Raw genomic sequence first — 12,858 nt, forward strand, 5'->3', positions numbered from 1 at the left:
TGATGATTATTTATTTTAATGGTCAGCTTGTTCCCGCAGGCGATAGTATTGTTTCTCCGTTAGATCACGGCTTTCTTTATGGGCACGGCTTATTTGAAACTATGCGCGCTTATAAAGGCAGAGTTTTTTGTCTTGCAGAACATCTCAAACGCCTTGAAGAGGCCGCTGATTTTCTTGGCTGGCCTAAAATCCCCGGCAGGGTGGAATTAAGTATGGCTATTGCCAGTGTGCTAAGCGAGAATCATCTGAGTGATGCCTCAATTCGCCTGACATTATCCCGGGGTATTGGGGCTGCGCGCCCAGACCCCGGCAGTTGCGGTCAACCGACAGTGGCAGTGTATGCTTCGCAGCTACCGCCCCCATTGTCACCAGCTGGCTGGCATATAGCTATAGTAAAATTACGCCGGAATTTGTCTTCACCACTTGTTAGAATCAAATCTGCCAATTACCTTGACAACCTGTTAGCCAAAGCTGAAGCCCGGTCCCGCAATGCCCAGGAGGCCATTATGCTTAATACTGACGGCTTTGTTGCGGAGGGGGCGATGAGTAATATATTTTATGTTACAGAGGGACGGCTGATTACCCCTGATGATGACAGTGGCATTCTGCCCGGTGTGACCAGGCGTATGGTAATAGAACTGGCGCAAGCGGCAGGTATCCCGGTTGAGATGCGGCAGGTATCCCTGGCAGAGCTTATCAGGGCTGATGAAATATTTTTAACAAGTTCAATTATGGAGATTATGCCGGTAACTGCATGTGAGGGCAAGACAATTGGCGCTACGCCGGCAGCCGGGGTTATTACAGCAAAGTTGCAGACACTGTACCGGGAATTGGCCGCAAGGGAGTGAGAAACACGGACCCACTTAAAGGAACAGCCCAATATCAGGTTGTTAAATTCCGAGGGGCGGATGTTACAAACACTGAAGAACCGGTCGTCGAAGAATTGCCCCTTACTATATACTTAAATGGTAAAGAACTTGTGACAATGCTCGCTGCTTATGGTGAAGAAGACTATTTGGTGACAGGCTTTTTGGCTACAGAAGGAATAATCCAGAATATTAAAGATATTAAGAGCCTTGATGTTGATGTGCTCCAAGGGATCATTCATGTAACAACCGCATCTGGAGAAACAGTAGCTGAAAAGATGTTTTTAAAACGTTATCTTACCGCCTGCTGCGGCAAAGGGCGGAGTGCCTTTTACTTTGCCAATGATGTTTTAACCGCAAAAACTGTTGATAGCGAGATCAAGCTAACAGCGCAGCAAGCGATGGCTTATTCGGAAATGCTGGAATCAGCCTCTGCGACATTCCGGCTAACCGGTGGCGTACATGGAGGTGCATTGGCGGCAGAGGGTAAGTTAGTCTGTTGGAGTCAGGATATTGGACGGCACAATGTCTTCGATAAACTATACGGGCGTTGTTTAATTGAAGGAATCAGCACTCATGATAAAGTTCTGGTTTTTTCCGGGCGGGTATCATCGGAGATAATTCTAAAGGTTAGCAAAATGAACATATCTATTATTATTGCCCGTTCGGCGCCGACAAGCTTAGCCCTTGATATGGCTGAAGAACTTGGTGTGACAGTAATTGGCTTTGCCCGGGAAGAGCGGTTAAATGTGTATACTCATGCGGAGCGAATTATTGGCTGTTAGAGCAACTCTTCCTAAGGTAGAATTCTTTCGGACGAATTTGCATAGGCAGGGATTTTAAGGGCATTACGTGAATCTACTATTTGAAATATCTACGCAAATAGATGCAGATTGGTAGGCAGGAGGAGACGCTAGTGGCACTAAAAAAAGTGCGGGTAAGTGAAGCAGTTGGCATGGTATTGGGTCATGATATAACCAAGATTGTACCAGGAGAGTATAAGGGACCGGCATTTAAGAAAGGGCACATTGTTTCCCCGGAGGATATACCACATCTGCTTAACATCGGCAAAGATCATATATATTTACTGGAATTAGGTGAAGGACAAGTCCACGAAAATGATGCCGCACAACGAATTGCCTGTCTGGTGGGTGGGGAGAACACCTGTTTTGCAGGGCCAACCGAGGGCAAGGTGAATATCTTAGCTAAGCATGACGGGTTGTTAAAGATAAACCGCGATGCAGTAATCAGGATAAATTCGGTTGAATATACAGTTTTATCTACTTTGCATGGTAACAGACTGGTTAAAGCCCGTGAAATTTTGGCTGGAGTAAAGGTCGTACCATTGATCGTAGATGCAGAAACAATTGAGAAAGTCGAAAGAATAGCAGGTAAGTATCACGATATAGTATCAGTAAAACCATTGCAGTCTTTGAAAACAGCTGTAATTACAACAGGTAATGAGGTTTATTACGGGCGTATCCAGGATAAATTTGGCCCGGTATTAGCAGAAAAAATTAAAACCTATAACGCAACTTTTAGCGGGTTGAGCTTTCAGCCTGATGACAAAGAAAAAATCACTCAGAATATTTTGGATTGCATTCATGCCGGGGCAGCGGTCATTGTTGTAACCGGCGGAATGTCTGTTGATCCTGACGATGTTACCCCTGATGCTATTCGGGCAACCGGCGCTGAGATTATTACCTATGGAACACCGGTATTGCCGGGTGCTATGTTTATGCTGGCCTATCTTAACAATGTAGCCATTTTAGGATTGCCGGCTTGTGGTATGTTTGCAAAAATCACGGTATTTGATCTGGTTTTCCCAAGAATACTTGCTGGTGAAAAATTGAGCAAGCAGGATTTTGCGGAAATGGGATATGGCGGTTTATGCATGAATTGTAAAGAATGTGTTTATCCGTGCTGCCCGTTTGGAAAGTGATGGGGGGAATATCCGTGTCAGTTAAATTAGAGGTAGCTCAGGAGATTTTATTAAATTTAGTAAAAGTGATGCCAAAGGAAAAAGTGGTGTTGAGCGAATGCTGGCGCCGGGTGTTGGGGGAAACGGTCGTTTCTGATATGGACTTCCCGCCTTTTGATCGATCACCGCTTGATGGTTATGCCCTCATTGATGCAGAAGTGGCTGGCGCGACTCCGGAATCCCCGGTAATCCTGCAGCAAATTGACTATATTCCGGCAGGCGAGACCCCCCATAAGCCTGTTATTCCCGGAACTGCATGCCGCATCATGACCGGCGCGCCGATACCGCCGGGGGCCACAGGCGTAATCCGTTTGGAGGACACCATTGTAGATGGTGATAAAGTAACGATTCTGGATGGCAGAGGGGCCGGCAAAAATATATGTCTGCGTGGCGAAGAGATTGCGCGGGAAGAAGAGGTCATTTTTCAGGGTACTGTTATCAATGCTGGCGTAATGGGAATGTTAGCTGTGCTTGGCAAGAGCCGTCCTGCTGTATTTTGCAAGCCACGTGTGGCTCTTATTGCTACAGGCAGTGAGATTGTGCCTGTTGATTTTCCCCTGACACCGGGGAAAATCCGAAACTCAAATAGTTTTATGCTGAGCGCGCAGGCTGCTGAGGCTGGGGCTCAAACTGTTTTATTGGGTAATGCATCAGATAATGTTGATGAGATTGCTCACTTGTTGGAAACAGCCTCTGACTGTGATGTATTTATCACTACCGGTGGCGCCTCTGTCGGCGATTATGACTTTATTAGTGAAGTGTATAAGAAATTAGGAATCACATTGCTATTTGAACGAGTAAGTATTAAACCCGGAATGCCGGTGCTGGCCGGAATTCGTGATGGCAAACTCTATTTTGGCCTATCAGGCAATCCGGCAGCAGCGGCGATTTCCTTTGAACAGCTGGTACGGCCTGTATTGATGAAGATGGGGGGGCGTAAGGTGTGGTGGCGGCCGCGAATTAAAGCCATATTGGCAGCTCCTTTTAAAAAAATGACAGGTGCCAAACGTTTTGTGTGGGCACGGTGCTGGCAAACAAATAATGATATCTTAGTTGAGCCGTCACGCGCTCAGGGTAACGGTATGCTTAAATCGGCGATGGGGGCTAATGCAATTATAGTTATTCCCGAGAATTCTCCACCATTACCGCTAAATGCTGAAGTTGAGGTTATTTTGCTAGTTGATGCATAATATTATAAACTGTAAATTGAATCTGACGTTTACCAGCAGGAAGTGAGGTCTGGATAGGAATAAGTTGCCGGCAGGCCTAACTTGCAATGGTTTGTAGGCAATGAATTTGAGCTTAAGGTCTGTTAGCTTTGACAGTAATACCTGTGAAATTCTTTTCACAATGAGGCAGGAGTTTATTAAGAGAAAGGGAATAAAGTCAGAAGATTGTAATTTATATTTCTGAGTTGCATTAAATCGATACTGAAATGCAATAAAAAGCGACTCAGGTGCTACAAGGTTTATTGGGGGGAGCAATTTGGAGAAAGTTTTAACAGTCTGTCCTTACTGTGGTGCCGGCTGCCAAATGTATCTGCTGGTCGAAAACCAGCAGGTTATTGGTGCTGAACCGGCAAACGGACATATTAACGAAGGTGAGCTCTGTTTAAAAGGTCATTATGGCTGGGATTTCCTCAATGATACGAAGATCCTGAGCAAACGATTGACCAAACCATTGCTCAGATATGACCGCAAAGAAGATTTCCATGAAGTAGAATGGGATGAAGCGCTCGATTATGTTGCTGCTAAGCTTAAAGCCATTAAGGAGAAATACGGTCCTGACGCCATCATGGGCACAGGCTCAGCCCGGGGTATGGGAAATGAACCCAACTACCTCATGCAAAAATTTATGCGCGCGGTGATTGGTACTAACAATATCGACCATTGCGCCCGTGTTTGACACGCTCCCTCTGTAGCCGGTCTGGCTACTACATTTGGCAGTGGCGCAATGACAAACTCCATCATCGAAATTGAAGATGCTACCTGTTTATTGATATTTGGCTATAATGGCGCTGATTCACATCCGCTGGTGGCCCGCCGCATTCTGAAGGCTAAAGCAAAAGGGGCTAAAATTATTGTTGTTGATCCTCGCAAAACAGAATCAGCCAGAATCGCTGACATCTGGCTGCCGATCAAAAATGGCTCTAATATGGCGGCCGTTAATAGTTTCGCCAATGTTATACTGGCAAAAGGCTGGGCCAACAAGGCTTATATCGACAATTATACTGAAGGTTTTGAGGAATACAGAAAAACTGTTGCTAAATACACGCCTGAGTACGCACAGGCAATTTCAGGTCTTGACCCTAAGCTTGTGGAGCAGGCTATGGAGATTTATGCAAAATCAGAAAGATCGTTCATTCTCTATGGGATGGGCGTATGTCAATACAACCAGGCTGTGGACGTAGTCAAGGGCTTGGGCGGTTTATGCCTGCTGACCGGACAAATTGCCAAACCCAGCTCCGGGATTGGCCCTGTACGCGGACAGAATAATGTACAGGGAGCCTGCGATATGGGGGCATTGCCTAATGTGTTTTCCGGTTATCAGCCGGTTACCAACCCCGATATCCGCAAAAAGTTTGCCCAGGCCTGGGGTGTGGAGAATTTGCCGGACAAAGCGGGCTATATGCTGACAGATGTTCCGCATTGTGCCGAGGAAGGAAAACTTAAGGCCTTTTACATTATTGGCGAAGACCCCGTGCAGAGCGATCCGGATGCCGCTGGTGTGAGACAAGCGCTTGAGGAACTGGAATTGGTGGTTCTGCAGGATATATTCATGAATAAAACAGCGTTGCAGGCGGATGTTATTCTGCCGGCTACCGCCTGGGGTGAACATGGCGGCGTATTTAGCGGTGCAGACCGTAGGTTCCAGCGTTTCCGTCAGGCGGTGGATGCTAAAGGTGACGTTAAAGACGACTGGGTTATTATCTGCGAATTAGCGAAACGTTTCGGTTATGAAATGAACTATAATAATACTGAGGAAATCTGGAATGAAATGATTAGTTTGAGTCCGAGCTTTGCCGGGGCTACTTATGCCAGAATTGAAGAATTAGGCAGTATCCAATGGCCATGCCCTACTGTGGAACATCCGGGTACATCATATCTGTTCAAAGGTAATGTATTCCAAACTCCCAGTATGAAAGGAAATTTCTTTGCTGCCGAGTGGCGGCCGCCGATTGAACAGCCTGATGCCGAATACCCACTGGTATTGTCTACAGTACGGGAAGTCGGTCACTATTCATCCCGCACAATGACCGGCAACTGTTGGGGGCTTGCCAAATTGGCCGATGAGCCCGGTTACCTCCAGATTCATCCAGCTGATACGGATAAACTTGGCATTGCTGACGAAGACCTTGTGCGTGTGACAACACGGCGTGGCTCAGTTGTAACCAGGGCGTTAGTAACTGACCGGGTGCGTGCAGGTGTTGTATATATGACTTACCAATGGTGGCTTGGGGCTTGTAACGAACTGACTATTCATGCTGTTGATCCCATATCTAAAACGCCTGAATATAAGTACTGTGCGGTCAGGGTGGAAGCCATCAAAGATCAGCAAAAGGCTGAAGAAGAACTTACTGCCGCCTACAATGAGCTTAAACGTAAAATGGGTGCTGTTGTTTCCTAATAAGTAATCAGCAGGGATGAAGAAGCACTGCTTCTTAAAAAGGAGGTACTTATGGAGAAGTTAAGCCACTTTGTTGTTGGGGACGGAACAAAATGCATAGGCTGTAAAGCCTGTGAGGTTGCCTGTCATGCGTCCCATAGTGTAAACGGTATTACGGCAGGCAATATCGACACACCGGTATTCCCCAAGTTATTTGTTACCCGCGTGGAAGAAGTGACTGTTCCGGTGCAATGCCACCATTGTGAGGATGCGCCCTGTGCTCAGGCTTGTCTTGAGAAGGCCATTTATTTTGCCGGCGACAAGGTACTCATTGATACAGACAAATGTAAAGCTTGCAAAGATTGTCTGATGGCCTGTCCGTTTGGCGCAGTAGAGCTTGTTTCCCAATTTGTCAACGGCGAGGAAGTAATTCAGGAGAATTTAAAAAAGCCGCGCATGTATGCCAACAAATGTGATTTGTGCGATACCCGGAAGCAAGGACCGATTTGCGTTGAGGTATGCCCAAAACAGGCATTGCGTCTAGTAGATCCACACAAAGAGAAAAAAGAAAAAAATAGAAAAGCTGTCGCTACGATTGTGGGCATGTTTAAAAAATAGGAGGTGAATTTCATGCAATATACAGTTGAGATTGATCAGGAATTATGTACCGGCTGTCATCGCTGTATTGATGTTTGCCCTGTTGGCGCTATTGGAGGACCGGCAGGAATGGCGGCAGATATCAATTATGATAAATGCTGTTTCTGTGGTCAATGTGTTCAGATTTGCAGTGCTTATCAAGAATATAAATCAGAAACTTCGGCACCGCGTGAAACCAAGATGAAGGATCGAGGCCTATTGGCTAGTGTCAGGGAACCGCTATTTGCGGCCCACAACATGGGACACGCGCAGAAGGTATGGGAAGCTATCAATAACCCTAATGTTGTAACAATGGTCCAATGTGCACCCGCTGTCAGGGTTGGCTTGGCCGAAGATTTTGGTGTAGCGTCCGGTGAACTGGTTGCCGGGAAAATGATTACTGCTTTAAGAAAATTAGGCTTCGATCGAGTATATGATACCAATTTTACAGCTGATCTGACAATTATGGAAGAAGGCAGTGAGTTAATTAAACGGATCCAGGAAAATGGTGTATTGCCCATGTTTACTTCCTGCTGTCCGGCCTGGGTTAAATATGTAGAACAAGAACATTTTGAACTTCATGAAAACCTGTCTACCTGCAAGTCTCCGCAGCAAATGGCCGGCGCTTTGTTTAAGACTTATGGCGCCCAGGTTGACAAACTGGAGCCTAAGAAAATAGTCAGTGTATCAGTTATGCCCTGTACTGCCAAAAAATTTGAGGCTTCCCGGCCGGAAATGAATGCAAGCGGCAGTCAGGATGTTGATCTTGTTCTGACAACCAGAGAATTGGCAAATTTAATTAAACATGCCGGTATTGATTTTAAAAGCCTTAAGCCGAGCCAGCCTGACTCTGTACTGGGGACTTATACAGGGGCCGGTCATATATTTGGGGTTACCGGCGGGGTTATGGAAGCCGCCCTGCGTACAGGGTATGAATTGATTACCGGCAACCCTCTTGATGATATCAATATCCTGGATGTACGGCATAGCCAGGGCGTAAAACGTGCTACGCTCCAGGTGGGCGATTTGGCTGTTAAAACCGTTGTAGTGGCCGGACTGGAAAATGCAGCGCCAATCATCGATGAGATTAAAAATGGTACTGCTGATTTCCATTTTGTCGAAGTTATGGCTTGTCCTCAAGGCTGTATCAGTGGCGGCGGCCAGCCCAAGGTTCTGTTAGAAACTGAACGCAAGCAGGTTTACGCCAGCCGTATGGCCTCCATGTACAAACATGATGAGGAGCTACCGCTGAGAAAATCGCATGACAACCCTGAAATAACCAAGGTCTATAAAGATTTTCTGGGCAAGCCACTGGGGCATAAATCCCATGAATTATTGCACACCCATTATTGCCGGAGGGGATAAACAATGCTGAATACAGCTTTTGTTATCGGTAATCCTGACTTATGCATTGGCTGTCGCACCTGTGAAATTGCCTGCGTTATGGCACATACCAATAAAGTACTAGGCACCGAAGCGATTAAGGATGTGCCGTTCGTACCCCGCTTGTCGGTGGTAAAGACAGAAGATATCAGTGTTCCTGTTCAGTGTCGCCAATGTGAGGATGCCCCTTGTGCTGAAGCCTGTCCGGAAAAGGCAATTGTACAGCGGGGTCAAATAATTTATGTGCTTGCCGACAAATGTGTCGGCTGTAAAAACTGTATTATGGCCTGCCCGATAGGCGCAGTCTATTTAACCTGGGTTGAAGATAAGCCCTGGCAAAAAACTGCTTATAAATGTGATTTGTGCATTGAATTACCTGATGGGCCGCAGTGTGTAAAAAAATGCCCGACAAAAGCACTGTCGGTAGTTTTGCCTGATGAAATTGAAAAGAGTATTAAGCAAAAACGCGTAAACGTTGTAAGAGCTGTATAAAGACGGCTTGGGAATAAGGCAACACAAAAAAATCTGTGGCGCTCCGGTGAGCGCCACAGATTTTTATATCTACTTGCTTAATCAGGTGCTATAATTTTTTCAACTTTTATAGCACACACTTTATATTCATATGTTTTCGTTACTTTATCAACTGCGCTGCTGGTTATTTCGTTAGTTGGACAGGCTGCAAAGTGGAAGGACATCCAGATTACGCCAGGTGGGACGCGGTCTGTTACCCAGGACTTAGCTTGTACCTGGCCCCGGCGGGATGAGATTCTAATTGTTTCCATATCCTGGATATCTAACCGGTTCGCATCGTCAGGATGAATCATAACCCGTTCTTCAGAGCGATAATCAGTGAGCGTTTTGGAATAGCCAGGTGTAGTAATATTATAATGGTAGAGGATACGCCCGGTGCTCAGCAAGAAGGGATAATCAGCGTCAGGTGATTCTCCCGGCGGTTGATGCTCTATCGGCTTAAACACGCCGAGACCGCAGGCGAATTTACCGCCAGCATGAAGGTATTGTGTACCCGGATGTTCTTTATGAGGAACAGGCCATTGTAAACCCTGCTCATCGATACGTTCATAAGAAACGCCGGCATATATCGGACTTAGTGAGGCCATTTCATCCATAATTTCACTCGGATGGTTGTAAGTCATGGAATAGCCCATTTTATTCGATAAGTCTCGAATAATTTGCCAGTCAGGGCGGCTATTGCCGATTGGATTAATGGCTTGCCGGACACGCTGGATACGGCGTTCGGTATTAGTGAATGTACCGTCTTTTTCGGCAAATGAAGCACCTGGAAGCACGACATCAGCCAACTTTGCTGTTTCTGTCATAAATAGATTTTGGACTACTAGAAATTCGAGATGTTTCAGCCCTTTAATTACATGATGAGCATCAGAATCGGTCAATACCGGATCTTCGCCCATGACGTACATGGCTTTTAGTTTACCGCTAATAGCAGCATCAAACATATCCGGAATCATCATACCCGCCTGTTCAGGCAGCTTGACGCCCCAGGCTTTTTCAAATTTTTCCCGGGAAGCCGGATCGGTTACTTTCTGGTAGCCGGAGTAGACGTTTGGCAGAGCCCCTTGATCACAGGCTCCCTGGACGTTATTCTGGCCGCGCATCGGGTTTACGCCAGAATTAAGCTTGCCAATATTACCTGTCATCATCGTTAAATTAGCCAGGCTCATGACATTGTCGGTACCGCAAACATGTTCAGTAATTCCTAAGGTATAAAATATTTGGGCGCGTTCAGCCGTGCCATAGATTCTGGCTGCTGCTTTCAACAAATGCTGAGGTACACCTGTAATTGTTTCAACATATTCCGGCGTATATTTTTCCACTGTTTCGACTACTTTTTCAAAGTCAACTGTGCAGGATTCAATAAACTTCTGGTCATGCCAGCCGGATTTTAAAATAATATGCATCAAGCCGTTGATAAGCGCAATATCGGTACCTGGTTTCAGCCGCAGCCATACATGCGCTTTGCCGGCAAGTTCGGTTTTCCGTGGATCAACGACAATCAATTGGGCGCCATTACGGAGTGCCTGACGCATTTTTGCCCCAATTACAGGATGGGCTTCGGTTGGGTTGGAGCCGATAACAAATAAAACCTTACTCTGGGGTATTTCGTTGATTGAGTTTGTCATTGCCCCTGATCCAAATGAGGTGGCCAGACCGGCCACAGTAGGGGCGTGTCAGGTACGGGCGCAGTGATCAATATTGTTGGTGCCAATCACTGCGCGCATAAATTTTTGCATCAGATAGTTTTCTTCGTTAACACAACGGGCCGAACTGAGGGCCGCCAGAGCGTCGCCGCCATGGGCATTTTTTATAGCGGCAAATCTGGCGGTAATTAAGTCCAGTGCTTCATCCCAGGTAGCCGCCACAAAGTCACCGTCTTTTTTGATTAACGGTGTTGTCAGACGCTCCGGGCTGTGGACATAGTCAATACCAAACCGGCCTTTTACACAAGTGAGCCGGCCATTAACCGCACTGGTCAGATTTGAGGTTACCCCAATAACCTTATCGTCCTTGACATTCAGATCGAAATTGCAGCCAACACCGCAGAAGGGACAGGTTGTTTTAACTTTTTTATCCGGCAAGCCGGCATGCCTCATGGGTTTTTCCGTCAGGGCGCCTACCGGGCAGGCAGAAACGCAGGTGCCGCAAAAAACGCAGCTCGATTCAGGCATGGGCACATCAAAAGCGGGTGCTATTTTTGTATCAAAGCCCCGGTTCGTCCATTCGAGGACATCGCAGCACTGTACCTGCTGGCAAACCCGGACGCACCGGCCGCAGAGGATGCATTTATTATTATCTCTGATAATAAAGGGATTACTGTCATCAACGGCATATTCGCGGCGTTCGCCGGTAAAACGGATTTCCCGGATTCCCAGATTGTTTGCCAGCGTTTGCAGCTCGCAATCCAGGTTGCGCTGACAGGAAAGGCAGTCCTGGGGGTGGTTGGCCAGCATCAGTTCAATTACACTTTTGCGGGCTTCACGGATAGCGGCTGAGTTGGTCCGTACAACCAGTCCCGCCGATGCCGGATAGGTACACGCCGTGACCAGCCCGCGTGCGCCTTCCACTTCGACAACACAGACCCGGCAGGCTCCTTCCGGGGTTAAGTCGGCAAGGTGGCACAAGGTTGGGATCCGGACGCCGGCGTTGCGGGCCGCTTCCAGCACGGTAGAGCCTTCAGGGGTTTCAATGATTTGCCCGTCAATTGTCAATCTGATCATTTACTGTGTTCACTCTCCTTGTGGTGGAATAAATGCTTTTTGCTGCTTTGCGCGGTAATTAGCGGAAAATGCAATTAGGTTTTTGCCTCCTTTCGTAATTGAATAACCTATTTATATATTTTACCAAATATTTTGCATAAATGATATATATCTTGGTAACTGCTCAGCCAGTACAGCCGTTATTTTATCACCGCTTGCTTGCCTGCCGTCAGGGCAAATATGTTACACAGGTTGACTTACAGGTCATACTCTTATTATAATAAAGTCAGATTCTGCTTATATACTGGAGCGCTATGAATTTGAGTGAAAATAAGACTAATCTCCAATGGTGCAGGCTGATTACTCCGTTCATATTGGCAGGCGGGAAAAGCCAGCGAATGGGTACGAGTAAATCTTTTGTAAAACTAGGTTCTCAGCCATTAATAGAGATTGTAATACAGAAAGTTACCGATTTTTTTCATAAGCAGCCGGTTCTTATTACTAATCAATTTGCTGATTACCGTTATTTAGGCTGTGATATGGTTGGAGATATTATACAAGGCAAGGGGCCGCTGGGGGGGATACAGGCCGGTTTAATCAAATCTGTCACTCCCTATATCTTTGTCTTTGCCTGTGATATGCCGTTTATTGATAAAACACTTGTGCATTATATGCTCAACCGGCTGGGCAGGGAGGATATTCTTATTCCCCGGTATGGGACAAGGATGGAACCTTTGCATGCCATTTACTCAAAACGGTGCTTGCCGGCAATTACGGCTCATTTAGATAACGACAGGCGTAGTGTGCAATCTTTTTTTGATGAGGTAAATGTTGTTTATATCGATCAGGCAGAAATGAACAGGCTGCAGGTACCGGAATATTGCTTTCTGAATATTAATACTAGGGAAGAGCTAGATAATGCCAAGGCTTATCTCGATAATTTGCGCTCGTAATACTGAAGCCGAATCCTTTCATCCTGTCAGCGGCAGAAGCCAATAAGGTTGGACTTTAGCTATATGGAATGAGAGGCTTTTACTTTTGGACATGCTGGTACAATGACTGCCAAAACTTGACACTGTCCGTCTGAGCCGGTATAATGAAAGCAATTGTATACATATCAGCAATGAAGAGAAGAGTATGTTGATACGCCTGG

Annotated in this window: 10 protein-coding genes and 1 other annotated feature (1 of these 11 cut by a window edge); of the genes, 9 read left to right on the forward strand and 1 reads right to left on the reverse strand. The window is 46.3% G+C overall.

The window, feature by feature from the left end:
* Nucleotides 1-2: 2 nt before the first annotated feature.
* The 8 genes from SPTER_RS06840 (at nucleotide 3) to SPTER_RS06875 (ending at nucleotide 8,964) form a co-directional block, all read left to right on the forward strand.
* Nucleotides 3-848, forward strand: a complete 846-nt coding sequence (locus tag SPTER_RS06840; protein WP_170233183.1) for an aminotransferase class IV — start codon at nucleotides 3-5, stop codon at nucleotides 846-848.
* On the forward strand, nucleotides 845-1,651 hold the full coding sequence (fdhD, locus tag SPTER_RS06845; RefSeq protein ID WP_170233184.1) for a formate dehydrogenase accessory sulfurtransferase FdhD: 807 nt from the start codon (nucleotides 845-847) through the stop codon (nucleotides 1,649-1,651). Before SPTER_RS06840 ends, fdhD begins: the two co-directional genes overlap by 4 nt.
* A 131-nt stretch (nucleotides 1,652-1,782) precedes the next feature.
* Entirely contained in the window at nucleotides 1,783-2,808 is a 1,026-nt protein-coding gene (locus SPTER_RS06850) for a molybdopterin-binding protein (protein WP_211367502.1), read from the forward strand.
* Between the two features lie 14 nt (nucleotides 2,809-2,822).
* Nucleotides 2,823-4,037 (forward strand): molybdopterin molybdotransferase MoeA, encoded by a 1,215-nt coding sequence (locus SPTER_RS06855; protein ID WP_144349643.1) that lies wholly within the window; start codon nucleotides 2,823-2,825, stop codon nucleotides 4,035-4,037.
* A gap of 343 nt (nucleotides 4,038-4,380) precedes the next feature.
* Nucleotides 4,381-6,474, forward strand: coding sequence for a formate dehydrogenase subunit alpha (fdhF, locus tag SPTER_RS06860; RefSeq protein WP_144352786.1), 2,094 nt, complete (start codon nucleotides 4,381-4,383; stop codon nucleotides 6,472-6,474).
* Nucleotides 6,475-6,525: 51 nt separating this feature from the next.
* Nucleotides 6,526-7,071 (forward strand): 4Fe-4S dicluster domain-containing protein, encoded by a 546-nt coding sequence (locus tag SPTER_RS06865; RefSeq protein WP_144349644.1) that lies wholly within the window; start codon nucleotides 6,526-6,528, stop codon nucleotides 7,069-7,071.
* Nucleotides 7,072-7,083: 12 nt separating this feature from the next.
* Nucleotides 7,084-8,454 carry a [FeFe] hydrogenase, group A gene (locus SPTER_RS06870; RefSeq protein ID WP_144349645.1) on the forward strand — a complete coding sequence of 457 codons (1,371 nt, stop codon included), beginning with the start codon at nucleotides 7,084-7,086 and terminating at the stop codon, nucleotides 8,452-8,454.
* Between the two features lie 3 nt (nucleotides 8,455-8,457).
* Nucleotides 8,458-8,964 carry a 4Fe-4S dicluster domain-containing protein gene (locus SPTER_RS06875; RefSeq protein WP_211367504.1) on the forward strand — a complete coding sequence of 169 codons (507 nt, stop codon included), beginning with the start codon at nucleotides 8,458-8,460 and terminating at the stop codon, nucleotides 8,962-8,964.
* A 77-nt stretch (nucleotides 8,965-9,041) separates the two neighbouring features.
* Here SPTER_RS06875 and fdhF (SPTER_RS25275) read toward each other — a convergent pair whose 3' ends face one another.
* A complete protein-coding gene (gene fdhF, locus SPTER_RS25275) occupies nucleotides 9,042-11,726 on the reverse strand; it encodes a formate dehydrogenase subunit alpha (RefSeq protein ID WP_144349646.1) in 2,685 nt (894 codons plus the stop codon).
* A gap of 377 nt (nucleotides 11,727-12,103) precedes the next feature.
* Between fdhF (SPTER_RS25275) and mobA the strand changes: the two genes are divergently transcribed.
* On the forward strand, nucleotides 12,104-12,658 hold the full coding sequence (mobA, locus tag SPTER_RS06885; protein WP_170233185.1) for a molybdenum cofactor guanylyltransferase: 555 nt from the start codon (nucleotides 12,104-12,106) through the stop codon (nucleotides 12,656-12,658).
* Between the two features lie 161 nt (nucleotides 12,659-12,819).
* Nucleotides 12,820-12,858 (forward strand) — a binding site (T-box leader) (it continues 190 nt past the right edge of the window).

The organism is Sporomusa termitida (genome assembly GCF_007641255.1).
GTDB lineage: Bacteria > Bacillota > Negativicutes > Sporomusales > Sporomusaceae > Sporomusa > Sporomusa termitida.

What these genes read in the sequence shown, in the direction of transcription:
- SPTER_RS06840 (WP_170233183.1), top strand. Translation starts at nt 3, where the DNA reads ATGATTATTTATTTTAATGGTCAGCTTGTTCCCGCAGGCGATAGTATT.
- SPTER_RS06865 (WP_144349644.1), top strand. Translation starts at nt 6,526, where the DNA reads ATGGAGAAGTTAAGCCACTTTGTTGTTGGGGACGGAACAAAATGCATA.
- SPTER_RS06870 (WP_144349645.1), top strand. Translation starts at nt 7,084, where the DNA reads ATGCAATATACAGTTGAGATTGATCAGGAATTATGTACCGGCTGTCAT.
- SPTER_RS06875 (WP_211367504.1), top strand. Translation starts at nt 8,458, where the DNA reads ATGCTGAATACAGCTTTTGTTATCGGTAATCCTGACTTATGCATTGGC.
- mobA (WP_170233185.1), top strand. Translation starts at nt 12,104, where the DNA reads ATGGGTACGAGTAAATCTTTTGTAAAACTAGGTTCTCAGCCATTAATA.